22 protein-coding genes are annotated in these 26614 nt (G+C 65.8%); 11 read left to right on the plus strand and 11 right to left on the minus strand.

Going from position 1 to position 26614, the window contains the following annotated elements; all coding sequences use genetic code 11:
• Positions 1-169 precede the first annotated feature (169 nt).
• Complete coding sequence (gene ftsH, locus ACQP2U_RS39925; protein ID WP_433712337.1) at positions 170-2539, minus strand: ATP-dependent zinc metalloprotease FtsH; 2370 nt, start codon at positions 2537-2539, stop codon at positions 170-172.
• A 355-nt stretch (positions 2540-2894) separates the two neighbouring features.
• Between ftsH and ACQP2U_RS39930 the strand changes: the two genes are divergently transcribed.
• Complete coding sequence (locus tag ACQP2U_RS39930) at positions 2895-3842, plus strand: hypothetical protein (RefSeq protein ID WP_433712339.1); 948 nt, start codon at positions 2895-2897, stop codon at positions 3840-3842.
• On the opposite strand, the gene ACQP2U_RS39935 is transcribed toward ACQP2U_RS39930, so the two are convergent.
• Positions 3822-4673 (minus strand): DUF1266 domain-containing protein, encoded by an 852-nt coding sequence (locus ACQP2U_RS39935; protein ID WP_433712341.1) that lies wholly within the window; start codon positions 4671-4673, stop codon positions 3822-3824. The two genes, ACQP2U_RS39930 and ACQP2U_RS39935, sit on opposite strands and share 21 nt — an antisense overlap.
• A 90-nt stretch (positions 4674-4763) precedes the next feature.
• Here ACQP2U_RS39935 and ACQP2U_RS39940 point away from each other — a divergent pair, with 90 nt between their 5' ends.
• Positions 4764-5024 carry a DUF2277 domain-containing protein gene (locus ACQP2U_RS39940; RefSeq protein WP_397034023.1) on the plus strand — a complete coding sequence of 87 codons (261 nt, stop codon included), beginning with the start codon at positions 4764-4766 and terminating at the stop codon, positions 5022-5024.
• A gap of 11 nt (positions 5025-5035) precedes the next feature.
• Here the strand turns inward: ACQP2U_RS39940 and ACQP2U_RS39945 are convergent, their stop codons facing one another.
• Positions 5036-6319 carry a PucR family transcriptional regulator gene (locus ACQP2U_RS39945; protein WP_433712343.1) on the minus strand — a complete coding sequence of 428 codons (1284 nt, stop codon included), beginning with the start codon at positions 6317-6319 and terminating at the stop codon, positions 5036-5038.
• Between the two features lie 229 nt (positions 6320-6548).
• On the opposite strand from ACQP2U_RS39945, the gene ACQP2U_RS39950 reads away from it, so the two are divergent.
• The 3 genes from ACQP2U_RS39950 to ACQP2U_RS39960 all read left to right on the plus strand — a co-directional run bounded on the left by ACQP2U_RS39950 (position 6549) and on the right by ACQP2U_RS39960 (position 10227).
• Positions 6549-8072 carry an aldehyde dehydrogenase family protein gene (locus tag ACQP2U_RS39950; protein ID WP_433716743.1) on the plus strand — a complete coding sequence of 508 codons (1524 nt, stop codon included), beginning with the start codon at positions 6549-6551 and terminating at the stop codon, positions 8070-8072.
• On the plus strand, positions 8069-8899 hold the full coding sequence (locus ACQP2U_RS39955; RefSeq protein ID WP_433712345.1) for an SDR family oxidoreductase: 831 nt from the start codon (positions 8069-8071) through the stop codon (positions 8897-8899). The genes ACQP2U_RS39950 and ACQP2U_RS39955 overlap by 4 nt, the downstream gene beginning before the upstream one ends.
• Positions 8900-9336: 437 nt before the next feature.
• Entirely contained in the window at positions 9337-10227 is an 891-nt protein-coding gene (locus tag ACQP2U_RS39960) for a LysR family transcriptional regulator (protein WP_397034027.1), read from the plus strand.
• A gap of 227 nt (positions 10228-10454) precedes the next feature.
• On the opposite strand, the gene ACQP2U_RS39965 is transcribed toward ACQP2U_RS39960, so the two are convergent.
• On the minus strand, positions 10455-11885 hold the full coding sequence (locus ACQP2U_RS39965) for an amidase (RefSeq protein ID WP_433716744.1): 1431 nt from the start codon (positions 11883-11885) through the stop codon (positions 10455-10457).
• A 404-nt stretch (positions 11886-12289) separates the two neighbouring features.
• Between ACQP2U_RS39965 and ACQP2U_RS39970 the strand changes: the two genes are divergently transcribed.
• From ACQP2U_RS39970 to ACQP2U_RS39980, 3 genes are read left to right on the plus strand one after another with little or no spacing between them, the layout of a single operon-like run.
• Positions 12290-14983: a serine/threonine-protein kinase gene (locus ACQP2U_RS39970; protein WP_433712347.1), complete on the plus strand. Its 2694-nt coding sequence runs from the start codon at positions 12290-12292 to the stop codon at positions 14981-14983.
• A complete protein-coding gene (locus ACQP2U_RS39975) occupies positions 14980-17220 on the plus strand; it encodes a protein kinase domain-containing protein (protein WP_433712349.1) in 2241 nt (746 codons plus the stop codon). The genes ACQP2U_RS39970 and ACQP2U_RS39975 overlap by 4 nt, the downstream gene beginning before the upstream one ends.
• A complete protein-coding gene (locus ACQP2U_RS39980) occupies positions 17217-17930 on the plus strand; it encodes a cyclase family protein (RefSeq protein WP_433712351.1) in 714 nt (237 codons plus the stop codon). The genes ACQP2U_RS39975 and ACQP2U_RS39980 overlap by 4 nt, the downstream gene beginning before the upstream one ends.
• Here the strand turns inward: ACQP2U_RS39980 and hpt are convergent, their stop codons facing one another.
• The 4 genes from hpt to dacB all read right to left on the minus strand — a co-directional run bounded on the left by hpt (position 17931) and on the right by dacB (position 22493).
• Positions 17931-18488, minus strand: coding sequence for a hypoxanthine phosphoribosyltransferase (gene hpt / locus ACQP2U_RS39985; protein WP_433712352.1), 558 nt, complete (start codon positions 18486-18488; stop codon positions 17931-17933).
• A gap of 49 nt (positions 18489-18537) precedes the next feature.
• Positions 18538-19557, minus strand: coding sequence for a tRNA lysidine(34) synthetase TilS (gene tilS, locus ACQP2U_RS39990; RefSeq protein WP_433712353.1), 1020 nt, complete (start codon positions 19555-19557; stop codon positions 18538-18540).
• A 343-nt stretch (positions 19558-19900) separates the two neighbouring features.
• A complete protein-coding gene (locus ACQP2U_RS39995) occupies positions 19901-21016 on the minus strand; it encodes a zinc-dependent metalloprotease (RefSeq protein WP_433712354.1) in 1116 nt (371 codons plus the stop codon).
• A gap of 13 nt (positions 21017-21029) precedes the next feature.
• On the minus strand, positions 21030-22493 hold the full coding sequence (gene dacB, locus ACQP2U_RS40000) for a D-alanyl-D-alanine carboxypeptidase/D-alanyl-D-alanine endopeptidase (RefSeq protein WP_433712356.1): 1464 nt from the start codon (positions 22491-22493) through the stop codon (positions 21030-21032).
• Positions 22494-22683: 190 nt separating this feature from the next.
• On the opposite strand from dacB, the gene ACQP2U_RS40005 reads away from it, so the two are divergent.
• Complete coding sequence (locus ACQP2U_RS40005) at positions 22684-23175, plus strand: inorganic diphosphatase (protein WP_397034043.1); 492 nt, start codon at positions 22684-22686, stop codon at positions 23173-23175.
• Between the two features lie 119 nt (positions 23176-23294).
• Here the strand turns inward: ACQP2U_RS40005 and ACQP2U_RS40010 are convergent, their stop codons facing one another.
• The 3 genes from ACQP2U_RS40010 to ACQP2U_RS40020 all read right to left on the minus strand — a co-directional run bounded on the left by ACQP2U_RS40010 (position 23295) and on the right by ACQP2U_RS40020 (position 24850).
• Positions 23295-23513, minus strand: coding sequence for a hypothetical protein (locus ACQP2U_RS40010; protein WP_433712357.1), 219 nt, complete (start codon positions 23511-23513; stop codon positions 23295-23297).
• Between the two features lie 169 nt (positions 23514-23682).
• A complete protein-coding gene (locus ACQP2U_RS40015; RefSeq protein ID WP_433712358.1) occupies positions 23683-23811 on the minus strand; it encodes a hypothetical protein in 129 nt (42 codons plus the stop codon).
• Between the two features lie 601 nt (positions 23812-24412).
• Complete coding sequence (locus ACQP2U_RS40020) at positions 24413-24850, minus strand: DUF4254 domain-containing protein (RefSeq protein ID WP_433712359.1); 438 nt, start codon at positions 24848-24850, stop codon at positions 24413-24415.
• A 509-nt stretch (positions 24851-25359) separates the two neighbouring features.
• Between ACQP2U_RS40020 and ACQP2U_RS40025 the strand changes: the two genes are divergently transcribed.
• Positions 25360-26241: a helix-turn-helix domain-containing protein gene (locus ACQP2U_RS40025; RefSeq protein WP_433712360.1), complete on the plus strand. Its 882-nt coding sequence runs from the start codon at positions 25360-25362 to the stop codon at positions 26239-26241.
• Positions 26238-26456, plus strand: coding sequence for a DUF397 domain-containing protein (locus tag ACQP2U_RS40030; protein ID WP_433712361.1), 219 nt, complete (start codon positions 26238-26240; stop codon positions 26454-26456). The genes ACQP2U_RS40025 and ACQP2U_RS40030 overlap by 4 nt, the downstream gene beginning before the upstream one ends.
• Positions 26457-26614 lie beyond the last annotated feature (158 nt).

Here is a 26614-nt window from a genome sequence, read left to right on the forward strand (position 1 = left end):
CTTGACCGGTTCGTCGAATTCGTCGAAAGCGCTGGCATTCGCAACGGCACCGCCGTTCACATGCCCGGGGCCACCGACGTGATTGTTGGCCGACAATCGAGGACACCTCCAAAATCTCGGGTGCGAGCAATCACCCCGCACCCAGATGGTCGAGCCTAATCGGCACGTGTCAGTGCCGACCGTTCGGTCCATCCCAATCGCGGTTCTCGCCCTCGTTATTCCCAGTGCCACTTGCGGGCTCGTCATAGCCGTCGCTGCCGCGGCCCGGCTGACCCCATGGCTGCTGCGGCTGCGGATAGCCGTGGCGGGGCTGCGGCTCACCCTGCCAGCCGCCGTAGCCGGGCTGACCCGACTGCTGCTGCGGCTCGTCGCGCGGCGGCCAGCCCGGTGCCGACCAACCGGCCGGGGCGCCGTAATCCGGCCGCGAACCATGCGTCGCGCCCTGTCGCGGGTAGGCCGGGGTGGGCGCCTGCGGCAACGGGTGCGGCTGGGCGTAGCCGCCGTAGCGCGGTTCCTCCTGGTAACCGGCGTCCGGATAGCCATTCGCGGTCGCGGCTTCGCGCTGCGGCAGCTTCGGCAGCAGCGGCTCCTGCGGGGGCCACGGCTCGCCGCGTTCGGCGGCCAGTTCACCCGGAGTCTTCACCGGTGGCTTATCCGATGGCACCCGCTCGCCGAAATCGTTGAACGCGGTTATGCGCGGCCGCTTCTGCACCGCGGCGAGGATCTCCTCGAGATCCTTGCGGTGCAAGGTCTCCCGCTCGAGCAGCGCCGTGGCGAGCACATCGAGCACATCGCGGTACTCGTTGAGGATGGCCCACGCCTCGGTGTGCGCGGCCTCGATCAGGTTGCGCACCTCCTCGTCGATGGCGCCGGCGACCTCATGCGAGAAGCCCGAACCCACGCCCATCGACCGACCCAGGAACGGATCGCCCTGCTCCTCGCCGTAACGCACCGCGCCCAGACGTGCGCTCATGCCGTATTCGGTGACCATCGCGCGCGCGATCTTGGTGGCCTGATCGATATCCGAGGACGCACCGGTGGTCGGCTCGTGGAATACCAGTTCCTCGGCCGCGCGACCACCCATCGCCATGACCAGGCGGGCGATCATCTCCGAACGGGTCATCAGGCCCTTGTCATCCTCGGGCACCGTCATGGCGTGGCCGCCGGTGCGGCCGCGGGCCAGGATGGTCACCTTGTAGACCGGCTCGATATCCGGCATCGCCCAAGCGGCCAGGGTGTGGCCGCCCTCGTGGTAGGCGGTGATCTTCTTCTCGTGCTCGCTGATGATGCGGCTCTTACGGCGCGGACCACCGACCACGCGGTCCACCGACTCCTCGAGTTGCTCGCCGGTGATCACCGCGCCGTTCTCGCGGGCGGTGAGCAGTGCGGCCTCGTTGACGACATTGGCCAGATCCGCGCCGGACATGCCGACGGTGCGCTTGGCCAGACCGTCGAGATCGGCCTCCGGCGAGATCGGCTTGCCCTGCGAATGCACCCGCAGGATGGCACGACGCCCGGCCAGGTCCGGATTGCTGACCGGGATCTGCCGGTCGAACCGGCCCGGACGCAGCAGGGCCGGATCGAGGATGTCGGGGCGATTGGTCGCGGCGATCAGGATGACGCCGGTGCGATCGCCGAAGCCGTCCATCTCGACGAGCAACTGGTTCAGCGTCTGCTCACGCTCGTCGTGACCACCGCCGAGGCCGGCGCCGCGTTGGCGGCCGACCGCGTCGATCTCGTCGACGAAGATGATGCACGGGCTGTTCTGCTTGGCCTGCTCGAACAGGTCGCGCACGCGGGAGGCGCCGACACCGACGAACATCTCGACGAAGTCCGAACCGGAGATGGTGAAGAACGGCACCCCGGCCTCACCCGCGACGGCACGCGCCAGCAGGGTCTTACCGGTACCGGGCGGGCCGTAGAGCAGCACGCCCTTCGGGATTTTCGCGCCCAGCGCCTGGTAGCGCACCGGGTTCTGCAGGAAGTCCTTGATTTCGTAGAGCTCTTCGACGGCCTCGTCGGCGCCGGCCACATCCGCGAAGGTGGTCTTGGGCATGTCCTTGGACAGCTGTTTGGCCTTGGACTTGCCGAAGCCCATCATGCCGCCGCGACCACCGCCCTGCATGCGCGACATCACAAAGATGAACAGGCCCAACAAGATCACCATCGGAAGGACGAACAGCAGGATCTGGGTGAACCAGCTGTCCTGTTTGACCACGGTGTTGAACGGTGCGCCGGACTTCTGCACGGCATCGAAGACCTGGTTGGAGGTCTCACTACCACCTGGATACTTGGCGATGACCTTCTTCGAGCCGGAGGTGGCGTCGTTCCCGTTGTTCAGCTCGATGCGCAGCTGCTGCTCGCGGTCGTCGATCTGGACGTTCTTGACGTTGCTTTTGTCGTTCAGCTGACTCAACGCCACCGAGGTATCGACGCTCTTCCAGCCCCGCGTGTCATTGCCGAAATAGCTGAACGCATAGATCACGAGCAAGATGCCCGAGACTATGGCCAGGGTGCGAAACACAGTCTTGCGGTTCATAGAGCGTAGGCCGGGCGGCCAGTCCTTTCCGGGTGTCTCCGGTGCATGCCTAGCGTGGCGTTGGGCGCGTCCCGTCCGGTGGTTCGGATGCGGACATGCCACGTTACCGCGTACGGTCTAGTCGATACATCGCGCAGTTCGGCAGCTGGTGTAGTTCGACAGGTAAACGGTCGGGGAACGTCCGTGGTTCCCGAAGTCTCCGGTCGGGTTACGCCAAGTGGTCACAATCATGTCATGTTCGGCCTATCGTGAGCGACGACACATAGCCGCGGTGCGAGCGACGGGGCCGAAGGCGGTAGCTTGCTTAACCACGTAGGCCCCGGCAGCACCGCAGAACAAACAGAGCGCAGGGGGTATGGACATAGTTGAGCTACGGACACCCACAGCGATACTCCGGCACGGCCGGGGACGACTGATCGTGCTACGCCCGGGCAGCGATGGCGAACGTGTACTGGATGTGCCGGTCACCGATCTGCTCAAGGTTCGGCTGAACCGCCGCGCCGATGACGCGGTCGTCATCGAGATCTATCTGCGTTATCCCACGCCGGTGCTCACCGGTGTGCCCGCCGACCGCACACCGCTACCGGTATTGATAGCCGACCACGATTTCCCCGCGGCCGCCGAAATCGTCGAGCGCATCAACGATCAGATCCTGGCCAGCCAGCGCATGGATGTGGCCGCACCTGATCTGCAGCCGCCCGCCCCGCAATGGGGTAAGAGCGGGCCGACCCGAGCCGATGTCGATCGAGCCGTGCGGCGGATGACCCCCAAGCGCGAAGCCAAGGCGGCGATAGCCGCGCTCCATCGCTACGTCACCATCGACGAATATGTGCTGGAGACTGCCATCGTGGTCGCGCATCCACCGGCGGGCAGCGGTCCCGGTCTGCTGGCCGCGACCACCGGACGGCTGCTGTTCATCTCCATCGGACCCGGTGACAGGTACGCGCACGAGCTTCCGATCCCGGTCGTCATGTGGGCGCGCACCACCGACGGCCCGATGACCGCTCCCGGTGAGGTCGGCTCGGCGCGCGGCGAGACCGGCATCGATGTGCACGACGGAAATGTCACGTTGCATTTCACCGGCACCGATCGGGCCGATACCGAGCGCGTCACCTGCGCGGTGAATTTCGCCGTCCGGCGCGATTCGGCCGACGGTGCGGCCGGTCCTGCCGATCCGGGTGTCTCCCAGCTTTATTCCGAGTGGGAATTGCTGGTGGAGCGGCATTCCCTGGGCATGGTCGACGACGGACAGTTCCAGCGCTACGGGCGCGGGATTCTGCGCTCACTCCCCGACGGGCACTGATTGCAGCGTGATCCGCCGCCACGGGCTGGTCGGACGCAACCACAGGCGCAGCAGTTCCATGCGCCGATCCACGCCGCCGTTCTTGAGTTCGGCCAGATCCTCACAGGCCTGCCAGTAGGTCCAGCCGGTCAGGTAGGCATCGCCGAATTGGCGCCAATTCTGGTATTTGCGCTGGGCCAGCGGCAGTGCCCGCATCAGGTAGCTCCAGGCCACCTCGGCGTCGAGATAGCCCGCGGTGAAGGCCATCCGGGCCACCGCGACCACGCGGGCCAGATCCCAGGCATGGATATCACTCGGCAGCGGACGGGCCAGATGATCGGTGAAACCGATTTTGATCGCCTGTGACCAGATGTCGTAATCGCGAACCAGCGCCTCCGGATTGTCCATCCCCCGGAACGAGCCCACCTGGCGCAGGAAGGCCCGGTGCCGATCGGCCCGCTCACCGAACCGGTCGCGTTCACTGGCATTGATCGATGCCATCACCAACGGATGCACCATCGCGTACAGCGGCGCGTGCATACCTTCGAGCAACTGCTCCATGGAGGCCTGCGCCTCGGTGCTGTCGGTGATGCCCCACGCGCCGGTAAGCGTATCGATGGCGAGCTCGCGCCGGTCACCGAGCGGATGGTCGCGCTCGGGGCCGAGCAGCAGGGCATCATGGAAGGCATCCCAGCGTGCCGAATAGAACGCGCCGAGAGCGAGCGCGCGTAACTCGTTATCCGATACCGCCGCGCCGGACCAGTGGTCCTCTTCCCGCTTGTCGAGTTCGTCGTAGGGGAATGTTGTCAAGGTGGGGACACCGCGGGCAGGCATACCCCGATTCTTCACCATCGATCTTGGATAAACCTGTGTAATGGCTTGGCTTCGTCGGATCTGTTTCTTGTCCTGCCTTACCCCGACAAAGGGCAGTAGTGTGCTCCCATGAGTAGCAACATCACCCTCCTTCGTGGCCTGGAACCTGCGCCTACCGAGCAGGAAATCTATGCTGCCGCACTGCAGTACGTGCGTACGGTCGGTGGCGTGTCCGGCCTGAGCACCACAACCAAGGCGGCCGTGGACAAGGCGGTGAACGCCATCGCGGCAGCGACCACGCAATTGCTCGCGGATCTACCGGATGTGCGGGTCGCACCGGTCACCGAGCCGCCGCTACGCCACGAACGCGAGGTCGCGGAGGCGGAGTAGTTCTCGACGTTTCACGGTAGGGCGTCCGCGCCGTAGGTGGCGACGCAGGCCAGTGCGATTTCCAGCGGCAGACTGCGCGCTTGGATCGGATGGCCGAGCAGTTCCTCGATCCGCTGGATTCGATAGCGGACCGTGTTTTTGTGCACACCGAGTAATTTCGCCGTGGCCTCCGGGCTGCGCTGGCTTTTCAGATATGCATGCAAGGTTTCGCGCAGTCGGATCGCGTTGACATCACGGCCCGCCAGCGCGTGCAATTCGCGCCCGATCAGACCGCGCATGGCGGCGTCGTCGGCGCCCGCCAAATAGGCGATCTCCACCTCGCGATATGCGGTGACCCGCCCACGATCCGCCGGAGCGCGCTCGGCGACGTGCCTGGCCGCGACCGCCTCGTGATGGCTCTGCCGGAACCCGGCGGCCTGCGGCGCGGGCACCCCGAACGCGACCCGCACCGGCGGCTCCACCTGTCCGAGCACCATTCGCTCGATCTCACCCGGGACCGTCAATTCGGCGGCATGGGTCTCGTCATACAAACTCGCCCAGGCCCACATGCCGCTCGCACCGGAAGCGACAGTGAGCACGTGGTTGCTGCCGAGCACGGTGGCCAATCGTGTCGCCACCCGATCCAGCAAGCCGCTCGACTCGCTGTCCGGCTCGCCGGTGGCCTCATCGGTCCACAGCACAAAGGCCAAGTGCTGCTTGGTGAGCCGGTAGCCGAGCCGGACCGAGGCCTGGTCGATATCGAGTTCGTCTCCGGCGAGCAAAGCGCGCACGATTTCGGTGCGGCGGTTGAGGGCGGCCCGCATTACGCGCTCGCGCTCCTCCATATACGTGTCGGTGAGCGTCTCCACCGAAATGCTGACCCATCGCGTGGAACGCTCGAATAGTCGCAGCATTACCGCCCGCTCGATTTCGGGTGGCGGCCGGCGTTCGTCGACGGCGTCGGTCATGTAGTCGAGGACCGCCTCCTGCCCGACGTGATAGGTCCGCAGCAGCAGCCGCAGGTCGTAACCGCGCCGGGCGAGGGTTCGGGCGAAGGCGTGCGCCTCCTCCGGCAGGGCGAATTCGATGGTGTCGCTGGTGAGATTGGCGAGCACCACTCTGGCGTGCGCGCGGGTGCTCGCGGCCAGGTCGCGGCGCATATCGCGATCGGCGAGTTCCGGGATGTGCGCGATGATCGCAGTGTCGAGGCGGTCGACGACCTGTTCCAGAGCCTGGGTGCGCATGGTCTCGTAGACGTATTCGGCGAGCCAGTCGCGGACCACCGCGCTATTGGGACTGATCCGGCCAGTGCTCATCCAGGGTCCGAATTGTGCTTCGAGAACAAAAACGACCTCATTCGTTGACAAATCGGGCCAAGAAAGTCCGCCAACCTTGTGCCACGATCATAGGTCAGTGAACTGATTCACAGCACCGGCGGTGCACAGCACAACGTAGTGGGAGAACAGTGTGACCGATACCGTGCCCGGCCCGGCCGAGCAGAAAACCGCGCGCAAGACCACGGCCGAGAAAGCGGATCCGGAACTGATCGAGGTCCGCAATCCGGGTACCGGCGCGGTGGTCGGCACCGTGCCGAGCGAGAGCCCCGACGCGGTCGCGGCCAAGATTCGCGAATTGCGCCTGTATCAGCCGGAGTGGGAGGCCATCGGCCCCGAGGGACGCAAGGAATGGCTGCTGAAGCTGCAGGACTGGATCATCGACAACACCGAGCACCTGGCCGATGTGCTGCAGGCCGAGGCGGGCAAGCCTCGGGTGGACGCGCTGATCGACCCGGCCTTCTCCACCGATCTGATCGGCTACTACGCGCGCCGGGCGGGCAAGTTCCTCGCCGACGACCACCCCTCGCCACACAGCCCGCTTGCCCGGGTCAAGAAGTTGACCACGGTGTACAAGCCGTATCCGGTGGTCGGTGTGATCACGCCGTGGAACTTCCCGCTGGCCATGCCGGTCATCGATGTGATCCCGGCGCTGGCCGCCGGTGCCGCGGTGATTCTCAAGCCTTCGGAGGTGACTCCGCTTTCGGCTGTCGAATTGGCAAGGGGCTGGGCCGAAATCGGCGCGCCGCCGGTATTCGCCGTGGTCACCGGGGCAGGTGCGACGGGTGCGGCGGTAGTCGAGCATGCCGACTACATCCAGTTCACCGGTTCGACCGCGACCGGGCGCAAGATCGCCGCGGCCTGTGTCGAGCGGTTGATCCCCTACAGCCTGGAGTTGGGCGGTAAGGATCCGGCGATTGTGCTGGCCGATGCGGATCTGGATCGGGCCGCGCACGGCATCGCCTTCGGCGGCATGTTCAACTCGGGCCAGGTCTGCATTTCGGTGGAGCGGGTGTATGTGGAGGCTCCGGTCTACGACGAATTCGTCGTCAAGCTCACCGATGCGGTCAAGAATCTGCGCCAGGGCCTCGACGGTCGCGAGCCCCGATACGACGTTGGCGCGCTGGCCAATGAGAACCAGGCCCAGATCGTGCAGCGCCATGTCGAGGAGGCGGTGGCCGCGGGCGCGAGGGTGACCACCGGCGGCAAGCGCACTGGTGTCGGCACCCTGTTCGAACCCACTGTGCTCGTCGATGTCGACCACACCATGTCCTGCATTACCGAGGAGACCTTCGGCCCGACCCTGCCGGTGATCAAGGTCGCTGATGAAGCCGAAGCCGTTCGGCTGGCCAATGATTCGATCTATGGCTTGTCTGCCTCGGTGTGGACCGGCGATAAGGAGCGCGGCGAGCGCGTGGCCCGTGCGCTGGAGGCGGGGGCGGTGAACATCAATGACGTCTTCGTCAACCTGTTCAGCTTCGCGTTGCCGATGGGCGGCTGGGGACAGTCCGGTGTGGGCGCGCGCTGGGGCGGTCCGAATGGGGTCCGCAAGTACTGCAGGCAGAAGGCGATCACCTCGCCGATCCTGCCGACCCAGCAGAAGGAATTGCTCTGGTTCCCGTATCAGATGCCGAAGGTGCTGTTCGGGCTCGCGGCGATGCGTGCCGCGGGGGCTCGCGGACTGCGGCGCATCGATATCGCGGCGATTCTGAAACTCAAGGGAGACAACAAGTGAGCACGGCGAAGATTCGCGGCAAGGTCGTCGTCATCACCGGCGGCGCGCGCGGCATCGGATTGGCCACGGCGACCGCACTGCAGGCACTCGGCGCCAAGATCGCGATCGGCGATATCGACGAGACCACGGTCAAGGAGTCCGGCGCCGCCCGCGATTTCGAGCTGTACGGGCGCCTCGATGTCACCGATGCCACCTCGTTCGAGAGCTTCCTCGACGAGGTCGAGCGCACCGTCGGCCCGATCGACGTGCTGATCAACAATGCGGGCATCATGCCGACCGGCAAATTCGCCGATGAGCCGGATCAGATCACCCGCCGGATCCTGGATATCAACGTCTACGGCGTAATCCTCGGCTCCAAACTGGGCCTGACGCGCATGCTGACCCGCAAGCGGGGCCACATCATCAATATCGCCTCGCTCGCGGGCGAGACGCATATCCCGGGCCTGGCGACCTATAACGCCAGCAAGCATGCTGTGCTCGGCTTTACCGACACCCTGCGCGAGGAGTACCGGGGTTCGGGTGTCGCATTCTCCTCGGTGCTGCCGACGCTGACGAATACCGAACTCGGCTCCGGTGTGAGTGGCCCGAAGCTGCTGCGTCCGGCCGAGCCGGAGGAGATCGCCGATGCGATCGTCGCGCTGATCGCCGAGCCGAAGTCCAAGGTGCGGGTCACCGCGGTGGCCGGATTCCTGTCGCGGCTGGTGAATCTGCTGCCCGAGCCGGTGGCTGATGGATTGGCCAGGGCGCTGGGTTCGAGCAATGCCTTCCTCGACGATGTGGATGTGGCCGAGCGAAAGGCCTATGAGGATCGGGCACGCAGCCTCTGAGCGATCGCTGAAGGCGCCGTGGTCGGGTCGTCGACCACGGCGCCTTCGCGCGTCGGAACGTCCTCGCGACGGCGGCTTCCGAACGATTCGGCCGAGATAGCAAACACAATTGTGATGAACATCACTTCAGCCGCCGGTATCGGCATCACTCCCGTTGCGGGGCGGTTTCTCGACCGCGACCGGCCACACTCCGACACTCCCGCAACATGGCCCACGAATCTGTCGCACACCGCATCATTGCTGGTCATACGCCCAATTAACTTGCATGCGACGTCGAGGCGCACGAGTGCCGGAGATTCGCCGAGTCGATGATGCAAATGACCATGACAAGCCATATGCTGTCTCTAACAAACCTGCCGACTGTTTCGGCTGCCGTATCCAGACTTTCAGGCCTCAATAGGCTGGAAATTCAGGACCGATTCTGATAGCAAGGGGCTATGGACCCGCATTTGCGCGACCTGCGGTATTTCGTCGCCGTCGCTGAGGAACTGCACTTCACCAACGCCGCTCAGCGGTTGCACATCGCTCAACCCACCCTCTCGCGTCAGATTCGTCAGCTGGAACGCCAGCTCGACGTGGTCCTGTTCGACCGCAACCAGCGCAGTGTCGCGCTGACCGTCGCGGGTAAGGAGTTGCTCGAAGGAGCCCGCAAGATCCTGGAGCTCTGGGAGGTCACGAACGTCTCCCTGCAGGAGGCGGGTGAGGTGCTGCGCGTCGGCATCCAATCCGCGCTCGGCCGCGGGCTGCTCAACGATCTGGAGAGCGCGAGCGGGCACCGCCTCGCACTGCACGCCGCCTCCTGGACCGACCCGTCCAGCGGTCTGGCCGGGCGGCAGGCCGACCTCGCACTGGTCTGGCTTCCGCTACCCGATCCGAATCGGTACCGCTGGCAGGTACTGCGCACCGAGCCGCGCTGGGTACTGCTGCCGGAGAACCATCCGCTGGCCGAAAACCAGACCATCGACTTCGCCGACCTGCTGGACGAGGCGTTCATCGCACTGCCCACCGAGGCCGGTGCGGTGCGCGACTTCTGGCTCGGCAACGATGCCCGCAATGGCCGTCAGCCCAAGATCGGCGCCGAGGCGGCGACCCCAGAGGACAAGCTCGAGGCCGTGAGCCTCGGCCTCGGCGTCTGCCTGCTGGCCGAGAACAATGTGCCGATGTACCGCTGGCCCGGTCTGACCGCCCGCCCACTCGCCGGACTCGCCCCATGCGAACTCGCGGTGGCCTGGCGCGCCGACGACAACCGACCGACCATCCTCGAATTCGCCGCACGCGCGGTAGAGGGTGGTTTCGCGGTACAGCACCAGCCCGCGATCGCCGGTTGAACGCTCGCCCCTTTCAAAGCCTCTCTCAGCCCGACGGAGCGAGTCTTAGAGCGAGGTTTGTGGGCCCGTCTCACGTCCGAGTTGTCGAAGCGCTGCGCCCGCAGGCGCGAGTCTCGACGGCTCGGATGCGAGACATCAAGGGAAACGCAGCGCCGGAGTCGCTGCAATCAAACACCGTTCGCGGCCCGTCTCGCGTCCGAGCCGTCGAAGCGCATGCGACGAAGCCGCTAGCCTCGACGGCTCGGACGCGAGACACCAGGGGGCCGCGAACACGCGGCGCCCGCGCCGCCATCAAACACGGTTCGCTTCCAGGGGTGGGTCGACTCGAGTTGCGCCGCGAGGCGCAGCACGATCGATTCACTGCCGGGGGGTGCCGCGAGCTGGGCGGCGACCGGCGTTTTCGATCTGGGATGCATGCCCATCGGGATCGACGCGGCGGGCCAGCCGACCAGATTCCACAGCGGTGTGAACGGTGAATACCGAGCGCTGGTAACAACATTCGCGAGCCAACCCAGCATGTGCCAGGCCCTGGCCCGCGGTGGTGGCGCGGCGAGTGTCGGGGTGATCACCACGTGGTAGCGCTCGAAGAAGTCCAGTAGGCGAGCCTCGACCCGGTCCACCTGGGCCGGGCGCACCAGCCGAAACCGCTGGACGAGCCGACCGAGTGCGACGTGGCGGCGGGTGCGCCGTTGCAGCCGTTCGGGGCGCACGAGATTCGAGGCTTCGCGCGCAGCGAATGCCAACCAGCGCAGGCCGACCGAGACGAGTGATTCGCCGTAGGGCAGCGTCACCGATTCCACCAGGTGCCCGGCCGCGGCGGCGGCCGAAGCAGCGGTGCGGGCCGCCGCGGTCCAGTGCCGATCGACCCGGAACAACCGGGACGGTGGCGCCACGGCCAGCCCGATGCGTAGTCGGCCCGGCGGTTCCAATTCGGCTAGGTCCGGGCGCGCGGCCAGCACCGATAACGCGAGCGCTGCATCGCCGACTGTCGTTGCGAGCACACCGTTTTCGACCATCCCGGACCAGGAATCGACGCCTACCTCGGCGGGCACCGTATACCGCCCTGGCTTGATCCCGAAGACCCCGCAGCAGGCCGCGGGAACACGTACCGAACCGAGACCGTCGTCGCCGTGCGCTACCGGTACCAATCCAGCCGCCACGGCCGCGGCCGAACCGCCGGACGAGCCACCAGCGCTGCGCGCGGGATTCCACGGGTTCCGGGTGATGCGGCCTTCGCTCTCGGTCGTGCCCCACAGGCCCAGTTCGGGGACCGCGGTCAGCCCTACCACCACCGCACCCGCGGCCCGCAGCCTGCACACCGCCGGATGGTCCGCGGTTGCCGGGCGGGGATCGGTGGCGGTGGAACCGGCCAGCGGCGCTTCACCCTCGACCGCGATGTTGTGTTTTATCGCGATGGGCACGCCCGCCAGCGGCAGCATGTCCAGGTCGGGACGCTGTTCGAGGGCGAGCGCCTCGGCCCGTGCCTTAGCAGAGCGAACGACCGTGAAAGCATTCGTTTTTCGGTTCCCGGCGGCAATCAGCTCCAGGGCGTTATCGACGGATTCGATCGGCGTCAGCGAGCCGTCGCGGACACTCGCCGCAATTGCCGCCGCCGGACCTCGTGACAGGCCGGATTCGCGTGGCATGCTGGAATCCATCGAAGCATGCACGGCATCGGTCTCGCCCACCGCGACCCCATGGGCGGCCTGCACCTCCGAGGCTTCAACAGCCTCCGGAGCGGTGGAATCCGTCACCGTCGGCTCCATCGCCGCGACGCCACTCGCCGCGGTCGTCGCAGTATTCGATTTACGGCGCGGCTCCCGGGTAGTTCCGTGGTCGCGCTCGGCTACTTCAGCGCCCGCTACTCGCGCCGTCTTGTTCATGTGCTGGTTCTCCCCCATCGCATGGTTGTCGAATTCGGGTGATCCGCTGTTGTGGCGCAAGTTATCATTTCGATTACTGCTCGGGGGACGATGTCGTCGGGTGTGGCGGAAATTCACGGACACATCCACCGAACGGCCACTGCGGATACTCGACATCCGCTCAGCAGGTAGGTCCGAAAATGAGTGCTGATCCCGAAAATACGCACCGAACCGATCTCGATGCCGAACCGACCAGAGACTGGGGCGGACCGTTGTCGCGTACCGAGAACGAGGTGGTCGAGGCCTTCTCGATCGCGTGGGAATCATCGCGCCGACCACCGGAGATCGGCGACTTTCTGCCCGATGCCGAATCCCTGCGCCGGGCGGCCCTGATCGGATTGATCCGCGTGGACCTGCGACATCGCTGGATCCGCCGGGTCCCTGCGGCGCGCACGACGGACGCGGACGCGGCGGAGCGTGACCACGATGATCGCCAGGAGCGCCGTGAATCCAATACTGCTCCAGACCCGCGTAAACGGCTTTTCGACTACTGCGCCGAGTTTCCGGAACTCGAACCGGGCGGCATTCCGGCCGGTTTGGTGTACGAAGAGTTCGTCATCCGACGACACAGCGGTGAACGGGTCGATCCGAAGGATTGTCTGCGGGAATATCCGGAACAGGCGGCGGAATTGCGCGCGCTGCTCAATGCCGACGACATGGACCAGAGCACCCGCCGAGCGGCGCTCGAGGATTCGGTGCTGACCGAGTTCGCCAGAACTCGTGCGGCCGCTGAGCGGAGTCCGACCGCCCAGAACGACGAAAATACCGAGTTGAACGAATCGACCCGACTGAACCAAACCATTGGCTCTTTTCGTATTACTGAGATGACCCGCGCAAGCGTCGATCCAACCGCGACGGTGATCGCCGATCCGAGCGCGACGGCAGCCGTCGCTCCAACCGCCGCCACTCGAACCACCGCCGGAACCGGCCCGGGGCGCTTCGACGCGCTCGACCGCATCCAGATCGGCCAGAGCATCGACGACTTCGATCTGCTCACGGGGCTGGGCAGTGGGGCCTTCGCCCGCGTCTTCCTGGCCAGGCAGCGGTCATTGCAGCGATTGGTCGCGGTGAAGATTTCCGCCGACCACGGCACCGAACCGCAGACCTTGGCCCAGCTCGACCACGACTACATCGTGCGCGTCTTCGATCAACGGCTGCTCGGCTCCGATGACGCCCGCGATCCGGCCATGCGCCGACTGCGGCTGCTGTACATGCAGTTCCTGCCGGGGGGCACCCTGCTCGGCGTACTGCGTTGGGTGCGCTCCACCCGGCCCGCCGAGCGCAGCGGACAACTACTGCTCGACGCGGTCGACGCGGCCATGGAGGAGAAGGGCGAAATCCGCCCGACCGATTCCAGCGTGCGCGCCGAGATCGCGCGACTGAGCTGGCCGGAAACCGTGGCCTGGCTGGGCCGCAGAGTGGCCGAGGCGCTGGAATACGCCTCCGCGCACGGTGTACTGCACCGCGATGTGAAACCCGCCAATATCCTGCTCACCGCCGAGGCGGTGCCGAAGCTGGCCGATTTCAATATCAGCTTCAGCCGCAATGTGGCGGGCACCAGCCCGGTGGCCTATTTCGGCGGCTCACTGTCGTACATGTCGCCCGAACAGTTGGAGGCCTGCCATCCCGGCCGCGAGCGCACGGCCGAGGATCTGGACACCCGCTCTGATATCTACTCCCTCGGCGTGGTGCTGTGGGAATTGCTCACCGGCGCGAAACCGTTCGACGATTCCACCGCGACCGAACACGGCGACGATACAGCGCTGGAAGGCATGCTGGAACGCCGCACCGCCGGGGTGAACGACGTTGCGCTGCAACGCCTTCCGGAGAACTGTCCGGCCGCGCTGCGGCGGGTGCTGCTGACCTGTTTGGAATCGGATCGCACGCGGCGCTGGGCCAATGGTGGGGTGCTGGCCAAGCAGTTCGACTTGTGCATGGATCCAAGGGCGCGGGATCTGGTCGACCCGCCGCCAGGCAGTTGGCGGCTGAAGTTGCGGGCGTGGCGGCTGGTGATCGTGTCGTTGGCCATCGGCGTCCCGAATATCCTCGCCTCGGCATACAACATCCAGCACAACCAGCATCTGATCGTGGACCGGCTCCCCGAGGATGCCGGGCGCACCTTCATGATCATTACCACTGCGGTCAACGGAATCTTCTTCCCGCTCGGCGCGGCACTGATTCTCTATATGTCCCGAAGAATGATCACGGTGCCGCACGGACTGCGCCGCAACCGCCGCTACGATGCCGAGATGCTGCGGCTGGCCAGGGCTGACTCCCTGCTGTTCGGTGACCGGGCGGTGTGGGTGGTCTTCTCGCTGTGGGTGATCGCCGGATTCACCTTCCCGATCGCGCTGCAATTGGCGGCCGGGGATGTACCCGCCCGCGCGGTGGTGCACTTCCTCACCTCGATCGTGGTGTGCGGTGCTATCGCGATGGCGTACCCGTTCTTCCTGGTGTGCTTCTTCATGGTCCGCTGCATCTATCCGATCTTCCTGCGACACGGGGAGATCAGTACCGAGGACGCGGTGTGGCTGCGCGGTCTGGATCGCCGCGCCAACGGATATCTGGCGGTCGCGGCCTCGGTGCCGCTGCTCGCGGTGGCGGGCGTGACCTTCCTGCCGCCCGAGGATATTTCGAGGGTGATCGGCGCGGTGCGCGTGCTCTGCGTGGGCGGCATCATCGCGTTCATCGGCTCCTACCTGCTCTTCCGCGCACTGGAGGCCGATCTGCGTGCGCTGGAGCGGGTCGTCGCGCCCGAGGAATCCCTGGACCGGGAACTGATTTCGACTGGATGGAAGCGCGCTGAGCCCGCCGCGCTGGAGCCGCGATCGTGACAGCTGCCGATTTCGCTGATCGAAGCGAGACCGACCCCATATCCATATTCACCGAAGATTGGCAGCGCTGCCTGCGTGGCGAACGGACCGAACCGCCCCCGATCGCGGACTATATCCCCGACGGCGCCCAGGTGCGTCTCGCGGTGCTCATCGATCTGGTCCGCATCGATCTGCGCCACCGCTGGGATCGTCAAGGCCTCGGCAAACGCATCGCCGAGTACCGCAAGGAATTTCCAGAGGTGGAGCACAGTGCGGAGCTGGTCGATCTGCTCTGCGAGGAGTTCCTTGCCCGTCGCCGGTACGGCCCGCTGGAACTGACGGATTTCCTCGCTGAATATCCGGCGCTGGCGCGGGAGGTGCGCGCCCGGCTGGCGGTCTACGCCGACGATGACGACACCGCCGCCGATACCGAACGCGCCGCCGCGCTGGTCGCCGGTCTGCGGCCGGGTAATCGGATCGATGACTTCGATCTGCTCACCGATCTGGGCGCCGGCGCCCTCGGCCGAGTCTTCCTCGCCAGGCAGCGCTCGATGCAGCGCCTGGTGGCTGTGCGGCTTTCGGCTGGTCGCAGGGCGGGCGGGCACAGCATGGCGCAGCTGGATCATCCGCATCTGGTACGGGTTTTCGATCAGCGTCTGGTCACTGCCGCGACACCGGAGGCCCCGGCATCGACCCGTCTGGTCTACATGCAGTACCTGCCCGGCGGCACGGCGGCCGGGGTGCTCGCCGAGCGGCGGCGCGGCCCGGAATCCGAAGGCGGGGCCCTGCTGCTGCGTGCCATCGATGCCGCGATGGAGGTCAAGGGTGAGATCCGGCCGTCGGATTCGAGTGTGCGCGCCGAAATCTCGGCACTGAGCTGGCCCGAGACGGTGGCCTGGATCGGGCGGCGACTGGCCGACGCACTCGATTACGCCGAACAGCACGGGGTAGCGCACCGTGATATCAAACCGGCGAATGTGCTGTTCACCGCGGAGGGCATTCCTAAGTTCGCCGATTTCGCCGCGCGAACCGCGGCACCTCGTTCAGTGGCGAATCCAACTGCCGCCGACCCGGATTCGCTGCCGTACCGCTCCCCGGAACAACTCGCCGAACTGCTCGATCCCGACGCACCGCCCCCCGGCCCGAGTAGCGATATCTACGCCCTCGGCGTGCTGCTGTGGGAACTGCTCACCGGCGCGATGCCGTTCGAGGATCCGCCGATGCCCGCCGATCCCGACGACCGCGTCGAAACCATCGCGACCATGGTGGCCCTGCGCGAGCGCGGCGTCACCGCGGAAACGCTGCGAGAGTTGCCCGCGGACACCCCGAGCGCATTGCGGCGAGTGCTGCTGGAATGTCTGCGGCCCGATCCGCAACGGCGCTGGCGCAATGGCGCCGAACTCGCCGCGCAGCTGGACCTGTGTCTCGACGAGCGCGCCAGAGAGCTGGTCGATCCGGCCCCGACCAGTTTTGCGAATCGGTCGCGTGGCTGGCTCATACCGATCCTCACGCTGTGCGTCGGCGTGCCGAATCTGCTGGCCAGCGTCTACAACATCAACCTCAACAACTCGCTGATCATCGATCGGATGTCGGCGGCCGATCAGCAACGGTTCGCCGCGGGCGGCCTGGTCACCAACCTCATCGCCTTCCCGATCGCCGGATTGCTGCTGCTTTTCCTCACCCGCCGCCCGCTGACAATCGGATTCCGCCTGGCCCGCGGTCGCGAATACTCCCCGCGCACGCTGGCCGCCGCGCGGCGCGACACACTGCAGATGGGTGACTGGGCGGTCTGGGTGCCATTCGGCTTCTGGCTGATCGCCGGGCTGGTGTGGCCGTTGGCGCCGGTTTTTTTCGGGGTCGATCTACCGCGCGCGACCTTTCTGCATTTCTATGCCGCACAGGTGGTGTGCGCCGCGATCGCACTGGCGTATCCGTTCTTCCCGATCATGGTTTACGCGGTGCGTTCGATTTATCCACAGCTGCTTGTGCGCGGCGATATCGGCGCCGAGGACGAGGAGCAGCTGCGCAAACTAGCCAAGCGCGGGAACTTCTATCTTGGCGTGGCCGCCTCGGTTCCGCTGCTCGGCGTGGCCAGTGCGACCTTCGTCGAGGCCGCCGATCTGGATTTGGTGATCGTTTCGGTGCGGGTGCTCAGCGTGGGTGGCATCCTGGCATTCGTGCTCACCTATCGGTTGTTCCGGATGCTCGAGGCCGATCTGCTGGCCTTAGCGCGCGCGATTCCACAGCGGACGCGATGACCGGTCCGCGCCCGTTCGGACGGCTGATCAGCCTTTCCCACGTCCACGATCCGGCGACGGCGCCGCTATTTCCTGGTGATCCCGAATTCCGGACCGATATTGTCGCGACCGTCGCGAACGACGGCTATTACCTGCGCTATATCCAGCAGGGCGAGCACACCGGAACCCATTGGGGCGCACCGATCCACTTCCATGCCGACGGACTGGCCGCCAACGAATTGGACCTCGACGATCTGCTGCTGCCCGCAGTGAAGATCGACGTGCGCGACCAATGCGCGAACGATCGCGATTACGCGATCGATATCGCGGATCTGCGCGAGTGGGAGGGTCGGCACGGGCGGATACCCGACGGGTCGGCGGTAGTGGCCTGGACCGGGTGGGACGAGAAATGGGGGACGCCGGAATTCATCGGAACCGGCGAAAGTGCCGATCATCAACCGGGATTCGCGGTCGAGACGGTGAAATGGCTATTGCGGACCGGGCGGCTCGGGCGCCGTGGCGCGCTCGGTATCGATACGTTCGGACCCGATCTCGGGACCGACAACAGCTATGAGGTGTCCAAGCTGCTGTATCGCGAACATCGGATCAGCTTGGAGTGTCTGGCCAATCTCGCCGAACTGCCAGCCACCGGCGCCTGGGTGCTGGTCGGCGGTGCGCTCTACAGCGGCGGATCCGGTTCGCCCGCAACGATATTCGCGATGCTGCCCTGATTACGCGCCGCCGTAGACCTTCGGTTCGAGGGTGCCGATATAGGGCAGGTCGCGGTAGCGCTCGGCGTAATCGAGGCCGTAGCCGACGACGAATTCGTTCGGAATATCGAAGCCGACGTGCGCGACTTCCACGTGGGTGCGCAGCGCGTCCGGCTTGCGTAGCAAGGTGACGACCTCGAGCGAGGCCGGATTACGGGTGGACAGATTGCGCTTGAGCCACGACAGCGTGAGTCCGGAGTCGATGATGTCCTCGACGATCAGCACATTGCGGCCCGCGATGTCCTTGTCCAGGTCCTTCATGATGCGCACGACACCGGAGGACGAGGTGGACGAGCCGTAGGAGGAGACCGCCATGAATTCCATCTGGGTGGGAATCGGCAGCGCCTTGGCGAGATCGGTCATGAAGAAGATGGCGCCCTTGAGCACCCCGACCAGCAACAGATCACCCTCGGGGGCACCGGCCGGATAACGCTTGGCAATCAGCTCGGCCAGCTCTTGGGTCTTGGCCGCGATCTGTTCCTCGGTGATCAGCACCGACGCGATATCGCCCTCGTACACGTCAGTTGGTTTCCCTTCCCTGGTGTCTCCCCGGCCGACCCATTATGTGTCATCGGGTCCCTTGCAGACGCAGAGTCAGCCTGCCATGTTCGCGCCCAGCGACCAACCTGCGTCCCAGTGACCCGCCGCCCACCGCGACGCCGCCCTGCCCGCGCCATCCGGTAACCAGCTCGTCAACCGCCTGTAAATGCTTGTTGGTCAGGGCTTTAGCGCCACCGGCCAGCAACCAGGCACGGATTGCGCGGCGACGTAAAGCCGCGGGAGCAGTGGCGAGGGTCTCTATCGAGAGGGTCGAGCCATTACTCGCCGGACCCGAACTCGCGGCTCGCAACAGCTCATCGGCCAGCGCATCCAGTACCGCACCGTCATCGCGCAACTGCTCGGCCGTGCGCGCCAATGCCCCCGCAACACCTCCCCCGAGCACGTCCTCGAGCAGCGGAAGAACCTCGTTCCGCAACCGCACCCTGGTGAACTCCGCCGCCGAATTGTGTGGATCCTCGAATGGCGTCAGCCCGATATCGACACATACTTGTCTGGTCACCGCCCGTCGCACCCGCAAAAGCGGTCGTCCCCACGGATCCGCGAACGCGGCCATTCCCTGAATCGACCGTCCGCCCGACCCGCGCCCCAACCCCAACAACACGGTCTCGGCCTGATCATCGAGCGTGTGCCCGAGCAGCACCGGCAATCCACCCCTCGCCCCGTCGAGCGCCATGTACCGAGCGGCCCGCGCCGCCGCCTCCATTCCTCCGTCGTTGCCGACCTCGACCGGCAGCACGTGCGCCGACCGACACCCGAGTGCCAGCGCTGTAGCGGCCGCCTCGGCCGCCACCCTGTCCGATCCCTTTTGCAACTGATGATCGACAATCAGCGCTTCGACCCGATCCGCCTCCACAGCGGCAGCGGCGGTCAACGCCAGCGAATCCGCGCCTCCGGACAGCGCGACCGCCACATCACCCGTCGCGTAATCGGCCAGCCATCCCCGCACCGCCCGCCGCACCTCGAGCACCGCGTCGGTTTCGGGCAGCCGCCGCGCATCCCCGGGCATCGCTCCCGCCGTACGGCTCATATCCGGAGACTACCGAGGACGCACACTGCTGCTCACGAGACGCCTACCGTCTGACGCTCTGGTTTCGATGACCGCGACGACGCGCTCTTCCTCGCGAGTACGGCTGACCGACGTACCTGTGGGCCAGCTGGTCGATGATCGGCCGGCCACATCGCCTTACGCCAGCGGTCGATGACCGACTGGAACGGGTTGTCGGCCGGTGTCATGGAGAGCGCGACCCGCGGGCCGCGGCGCAGGTTGCGAGGCTTGCTGCTGCCTGGGACGGTGAGGAACACGATGTGGTCCGACCCAGACCGAAATGGAGTGTGGGGCGCCGTACAGACGATCGAGAACCCGGCGCGAACTATCCGAGAACGCGGGCCACCCAGCGCTCAGGGGCCTCGATTTCCGTTGAGCGAGGCAGGGTTTCGGCATTGGTCCAGATGGTGTTGAACTGGGCCATGCCGACTTGGGCCACTACCGCGTCGACGAATTTCTTGCCGCGGACGTACTGAGCAACCTTGGCGTCCACGCCGAGAAGGGCGCGCAGCAGGCGCTGAAGGGGGTTGGTGGGGCGTTTGCGGCGTTTGTCGAAGGCGGCGCGGATTTGTTCGACGGTGGGGATGACGGTGGGGCCGACGGCATCCATGACGTGGTCCGCGTGGCCTTCCAGCAGGGTGCCGAGCATCAGCAGGCGGTCGAGGGCCTCGCGTTGCGGTGGAGCCTGGGTGGCGCGCAGTAGACCGACGATGCCGCGGGAATTGGGGTCCTCGGGGCCGGTACCGCGGCGACGGTCGCGCACCTCTTCGACGAGGCGGCCGAGCATGTCGGCGAGCGGTTCGTCGCCGACCTCGCCGAGGACGTCGACATTGGTGCGCATGTAATCGGCCAGCCACGGCGCGGAGGAGAACTGCACCCGGTGGGTCACCTCATGCAGGCAGACCCAGAAGCGGAAGTCGGTCGGCGAGACGCCCAGTGCGCGCTCCACCGCCATGATGTTCGGCGCGACGAGCAGCAGCGTCCCATCGGGTCCGGTGAACGGGTCGTACTGGCCGAGGATCGCGGTGGACAGGAACGCCAGCATCGCGCCCGCCTGCACACCAGCGGGTTTGCCCACGAGCATGCCCTTGTCCGATGCCGGTCCGGTGCCGGTCAACTGGGCCATGGAATCGGCCGCCGCATTGATCCAACCGGGACGATCGACGATCAGCGCCGATGGCACCGGTTGGTCATCGAGCAGACCGCTCACCTCGCGAACCGGCCCCTCCGCCCGCACCGACGCCTCGGCCAACTCGCTCACTACCTGCTCGGCCGAATATCGCGAAGTCCGCGGGCCGGACGGCACCAGCGCGGCACCGGTGCGCGCGGCAAGGCGCCAATCGACGGCACCGGAAAATCCGGAGCGTCTGCGCTCGGTCGCAGGGTCCGCATCCGAATCCACGGCCGGCACGCGGCCCGATCCATCAATGCCTTCGATCATGGTCAACCACCCGTCACGAGCATCCACAGTTGCGCAGGGTGCCGGCGATGGCGTCCAATGCGGGCCGGCTCAACTCCGGTGGCCGATCGTTCGACATCAATGCGAAGGTCAATACCCGCCCGTCGCTATCCAGCACATACCCGACCAACGTGCTCGCCACCGAGAGAGTTCCGGTCTTCGCCCGCACCCATCCCGCACCGCCCCGGTTCTGCGTGACATAACGGCTGCTCAGCGAACCGGTCGCACCCGCGATAGGCAGATCGTCGAGCAGTGGGGCCAGGGTGGTCGCGATGCGGTCGGATTCCGGCTTGGCCTTGGTATTGCTCGGCTGCACGGCATTGGCGCCGCTCGGCTTCGCCGCGGTCGAGATGATCTTGTCGAGCAACCGGGGAGGCACCCGGTCCTCGGTCGACAGGCCGCTGTTGTCGCGCATCGAAAGTCCGTTGAGATCGAATCCGCCCTTGCCGAGCGCGGTTTGCAGGGCGGCGACCGCCCCGGTGAACGATGCCTCGTTACCGGATGCGATCGCGATCTCGCGGCCGATGGCCTCGGCGAGCACATTGTCGGAATAGACCATGGTGTCGCGCAGCCGATCCCGCAGCGGCGCGGATTGCACGCTCGCCACCTCCGTCGCACCGGCGGGGGCGTTGCCGATCCGCACCTTGGCGGGATCGAGTCCGAGTTCGGTGGCCAGGCGCTGTCCGGTGGCCAGCGCCGGAGTCGGAGTGCGCGGCGAGTACTCGACCAGCGGATCGAGGCGGCCGCCATCGAGCATTACCGGATCCATCGGCGCGATCGAACCCTCGCCGATATCGACCGGATCCCAGCCGGGTGCCATGGGCGCGCCGGAATATGCCGAGGTGTCGACCACGATGGTGTCGACCTGATGTCCGGACGCCTTGATCTGCGACACCAGATCCGAAAGGCGCGGCCCATTCGGGTAGTACCCCTTGCCGTCGGGCTGGGCCGTCAGCGTCGGATCACCACCGCCGACCAGCACCAGTTCATTGGGCGCGGATCCGGTCACGACCCGGGTGCTCACCCGATGGTCCGCGGGCAGTGTGAGCAGCGCGGCCGCGGTGGTGAGGACCTTGGCGGTGGATGACGGAATCATCGGCTTATCGGATTCGGCGCTCCACAGCACGGTCGCGGAGCCCGCATCGGTGACCTCACCGGCGAATGCACCGAGGTCGGGATTGGCGACCACCTGCGCGAGCGCGGCGGCGACACCAGCCGGAGTCGGCGCGGGCGCGTTCGATGGCGCGGGATCGACCTGCGGATCCGGTTCGACCGGCGCGGGCGCTGCGGCGACGGTGAGCCCGCCGTGCCGGAATTCCTCGGTCCACGGCTTGACCGCGATCACCACGCCTGCCCCGGCACCGAGCAGCAAGGCCAGCACGAACGCGACGCCGATCCAGATACCGCGGCGTCGCTTGGTGGCCGAGCCACCGTAATTGCTATTGCTGCCACCCACCACGTGCCCGCCGTCTCTCCGTCTCGTATCGCCCGACCGTCGCACCGTCGCCGGGTCCACCCACCTACCGCACCCGAGTGCCCGCGGACCACACTATCCTCGTTCCGGCACCGTTCCCCCCGAACACCTGTCGAGTCGGCGTTCCGACGACCGCACGGCGACAGTCACACAAAGGCATCAGTAAGGAGATGGCGTGGAGTTCGACGTCACCATCGAGATACCCAAGGGTTCTCGGAACAAGTACGAGGTCGATCACGAGACCGGTCGGGTCCGGCTCGACCGCTTCCTTTACACGTCCATGGTCTACCCGGCCGACTACGGCTACATCGAGAACACCCTCGGTGAGGACGGCGACCCGCTGGACGCGCTGGTCCTGCTGCCGGAGCCGGTGTTTCCGGGCTGCCTGATCGAGGTCCGTCCGGTCGCCATGTACAAGATGGTCGACGAGGCTGGCGGCGACGACAAGGTGCTGTGCGTGCCCGCGGGCGACAAGCGCTGGGACCACATCCAGGATCTGGCCGATGTGCCGGAATTCGAACTGGCCGCGATCAAGCACTTCTTCGAGCGCTACAAGGATCTGGAGCCGGGCAAGTTCGTCAAGGGCTCGGAGTGGGTCGGTCGCGCCGAGGCCGAGGCCGAGGTGGAGGCCTCGCTCAAGCGGCTGCAGGAAAACGGCGGTCACTGAGTTTTGTTGGGGCGGTGGATGATTCGCCCCAAAACGAAAAGCGGGAAGTCCGGCTGTTCGGACTTCCCGCTTTTCGATTACGGTGCGGTGCCGCCGATTTCGGTTATCGGCGGATCGGGTCAGTAGTAGATGTAGAGGTCCCAACCGCTGTAGGTTTCGACGCACTCGTAGTAGTAGCCGCCGGTGGTGGGCGAGGCGCCGTCCGCGGCACAGGCCGCGGAGGTGGCATAGGTGCCGTAGTAGTAGCCCGTGGCCGCGGACGCGGTTGCTGCCGTCGACACCCCGGCGACGGCGGCGGTGGCGAGAAGACCGGCCGCGATAAGGGACTTGATTCGCATTTCACTGCTCCTGAAAGCGAGGTTGATTGATTACCTCGCTTACGTTAAGGACGATTCGCGCCATGAACAGCCAACCCTAGGGCTCGAACAACCGCCCCCTTGGGCGATTCCACCTCCCTCACCTTGCAGCCGTACGACGGTGTGCCCGAGGGGGTTTCGGGCGAATCCGTCATTCGGCGATCGATACCGGAATGCCAGTCAGCGAGGGTGGCACGATCGACTCGCCATCGATACCGCGCGCCCCCTCGACAGCCGAACCCATCAGGACGCGGAATCCGGGAATGCGTAGCCGATTCACGGCCCACCGGCGAAGAAGCGCGCACCGGCCACAGTCGAGCTCGCACGCGCCACTCGACAGCCAAATCCCACCAGGGGCACGGCATTCGGGAGCCGCAAGGCCCACCAGCGAAGTAGCACAGATCGGTCCGAGTCGAACCCACAGCGCCCCTCGACAGCCAAACACCACCAAGGCACGACATCCGGGAGCCGTAAGGCCCACCAGGGAGCACAAACCGGTCCGAGCCCAACCAGTAGCGCCCCCCGACAGCCCAAACACCACCGAGGCACGACATCCGGAAGCCGCAAAACCCCCAGGACACGACATCCGGGAGTGGCAAGGCTCACCGGGGAAGTAGCACAAATCGGTCCGAGCCCAACGCGCACCGCGCCCCGACAGCCAAAACACCACCAGGGCACGGCATTCGGGCCCACCAGGGAAGTAACACGGATCGGTCGGAGTCGACCCCGCGCGCGCTCCTCGACAGCCGAAACACCATGGGAGTACGGGAACCGGTCGCCCGACGACGTGCCCCGAGCGGTTAGTAACCCGGCGTCTTCGCGGCTGGATTTCGGCGATCCCGCAATCTCGCGGCCTGCGGCGTTCGAAGTGGCGGGTATGGTCACGGGCCGCCGGGGAGTCGGCGACGGCCCGCAGTGAGCTCGGCTGCCAAATCCTCGTAACCGATGGCCAATTCGGCCAGCGACTCCCAGGCGTCGCCGAGCGCGTCGTCCGCTGCGCTCGCCAGGGCGGCGTAGGCGGTGGCGGTGTATTGGGCGAGCCGGTCGAGCACAGCGCCCAGCGTTTCGGTGTGCACAGAGGCGCTGCCGCGTGCGGGCGGCAGGTGCGCATGGGCCCAATGATTGATATCGCGCACCAATTTCGCTCTCCGGCTGTCGATCTCAGTGGTTCGGCAGCCGTCGGCGAGCAGACTCTCGTGCAGACAGGTCAGTTCATACGCGGCGCGCAGCAACGGATGCGCGGCGTGTTCGACGCCACGGCAGGCGCGCAGCACCTCACCCTTCGTCGGCAGTGGTTCGATCAGCAAGGTCGCGTACACAGCTTGGCCGCGTCGGCGAACGCGATGTGGTCCATGAAATTTCCGATTCGCCCAGTGCCGGTCTCGAAGTCCCGCTCCCAGGCCACCATCCGGCGTCGAGCCGAGTCGAAAGGCGGTTCCGGAGCGGTACCACCATTCGACTCGGCTCGATGTACACCCGCCACTTCGAGGCAAGACATAGGTGTTTTCGGATGCGCCCAGCCGAAGCTCGGGACGCATCGCAATCCCGGGTGATCCATCGATTGCCTCGATTCGTCTCGGTGAATTCGAAGCGCCCGGCCGAAACTGCGGATACGCGGCAATCCGTTGTGATCCAATAGGTTTCTCGAGTTTCCTACGGCTCTCCGACCGGGCGCGGCAACAGCACAGCACGCGACAAGCGGAGGAGCCAGCGTCTACATGGGGTCTGCATTCGAATCGCGCCGAAAGGCGAGGACAAGTTCCGTGTCCGGGGATCGGTACGTCCGCGGACACATCACAATCGTTTCCGAAAACTGAGGTAGGGGGCCATGACGGATTCAGGAAGTACGGTGCCGCGACGACAACTGGGGCGCCATCTGCGTGACCTGCGCTTACAGGCCGGGATGACGATGCCCGAGGCGGCGCAGTTGATAGAACGCGGTAAGACGACCCTGCAGCGGTTGGAGACCGGGCAGGCGAATCGGATACGGCTGCTCGATATTCGAGAGTTGTGTGCGGTGTATGACGCGGAGGAGGTTGTGACGGCGGGGTTGCTGGGGTTGGCGCAGCAGGCGTCGGGGAAGTGTTGGTGGCATGAGTATGGGAAGTTGATCCCTGAAGACTTCGATGTGTACGTGGGGCTGGAAGCTTCGGCGCGGCGGTTGACTTCGTATGCGCCGGATGTTGTGTTGGGGTTGCTGCAAGCGCCGGACTACACCCGAGCACTCCTGCGTTCGGCATTTCCTGGGAGTTCCAGCGCGGAAATCGAGCGGCGGGTCGAGATGAAACAGCGCCGTCAGAAGATCCTCACGAGGAAGCGGCGGCCAGTCGAATTGAATGTCGTACTCCTCGAGTGCGCACTGCGCCGGGTGGTCGGTAGCAACCGGGTCATGTGCGCGCAGATGCGACATCTAGCCGACATGTCGACACTGCCCAATGTCACGCTGCGGGTGCTCCCATACTCGGCCGGTATCCCGTTAGGCGACCCGATCGGACTCTTTACTCTCGTCGACTTCGGGCTGGACAAGAAGGGTGAGCCGCTCGAGCCGTCGGTTGTTTACCTCGAAAACTTCACCGGCAGTCTGTACTTGGAGTCGCAGCCTGATATTCGGCGCTACCATGAGGGACACGAGACACTTCAGCGCGCCGCACTGGATGAGGTGGCAAGTAGGAGTCTGCTCCGACAGCTAGCTAGGGAGTACGCAACGTGACCGTCGAACATGATCTCGATCTCTCCGGAGCCCGCTGGTTCAAAAGCAACCGCAGCTCGGCCAGCAGGGATTGCGTCGAGGTCGCGTTCCTGTCCAGCGACTTTGTCGGTGTGCGGGATTCGAAGAACCCAAGCGGACCGGCGCTGGTGTTCAGCCCTACTCAGTGGGATGCCTTCACCACGGCTATCGCCGATGGGAAGTTCAGCCAGTCCTGAGTGATTGATACGAAAGCCTCCCGCACCACATGAGCGCGGGAGGCTTTCGGTGTCTGATCATGGCCTCGTCTCGTTGCCGGTCTCCCACGCCAGACGGTAGGGTTGCGGAGCAATGGGGGATTGCGTGTGGCCCCTAGGGACGGGTGGCAGCGAAGGGG

Origin of the sequence: Nocardia sp. CA-084685, assembly GCF_050955785.1 — a bacterium.
In the GTDB taxonomy this organism is placed as follows: domain Bacteria; phylum Actinomycetota; class Actinomycetes; order Mycobacteriales; family Mycobacteriaceae; genus Nocardia.

Coding starts and splice junctions, on each gene's coding strand:
- ACQP2U_RS39995 (WP_433712354.1), bottom strand. CDS start 21,016: ATGATCGAAGGCATTGATGGATCGGGCCGCGTGCCGGCCGTGGATTCG.
- ACQP2U_RS39960 (WP_397034027.1), top strand. CDS start 9,337: ATGGACCCGCATTTGCGCGACCTGCGGTATTTCGTCGCCGTCGCTGAG.
- ftsH (WP_433712337.1), bottom strand. CDS start 2,539: ATGAACCGCAAGACTGTGTTTCGCACCCTGGCCATAGTCTCGGGCATC.
- tilS (WP_433712353.1), bottom strand. CDS start 19,557: ATGAGCCGTACGGCGGGAGCGATGCCCGGGGATGCGCGGCGGCTGCCC.
- ACQP2U_RS39930 (WP_433712339.1), top strand. CDS start 2,895: ATGGACATAGTTGAGCTACGGACACCCACAGCGATACTCCGGCACGGC.
- ACQP2U_RS39980 (WP_433712351.1), top strand. CDS start 17,217: ATGACCGGTCCGCGCCCGTTCGGACGGCTGATCAGCCTTTCCCACGTC.
- ACQP2U_RS39970 (WP_433712347.1), top strand. CDS start 12,290: ATGAGTGCTGATCCCGAAAATACGCACCGAACCGATCTCGATGCCGAA.
- ACQP2U_RS39965 (WP_433716744.1), bottom strand. CDS start 11,885: ATGGATTCCAGCATGCCACGCGAATCCGGCCTGTCACGAGGTCCGGCG.
- ACQP2U_RS39945 (WP_433712343.1), bottom strand. CDS start 6,319: ATGAGCACTGGCCGGATCAGTCCCAATAGCGCGGTGGTCCGCGACTGG.
- ACQP2U_RS39940 (WP_397034023.1), top strand. CDS start 4,764: ATGAGTAGCAACATCACCCTCCTTCGTGGCCTGGAACCTGCGCCTACC.
- ACQP2U_RS40025 (WP_433712360.1), top strand. CDS start 25,360: ATGACGGATTCAGGAAGTACGGTGCCGCGACGACAACTGGGGCGCCAT.
- ACQP2U_RS39935 (WP_433712341.1), bottom strand. CDS start 4,673: ATGGTGAAGAATCGGGGTATGCCTGCCCGCGGTGTCCCCACCTTGACA.
- ACQP2U_RS40010 (WP_433712357.1), bottom strand. CDS start 23,513: ATGCGAATCAAGTCCCTTATCGCGGCCGGTCTTCTCGCCACCGCCGCC.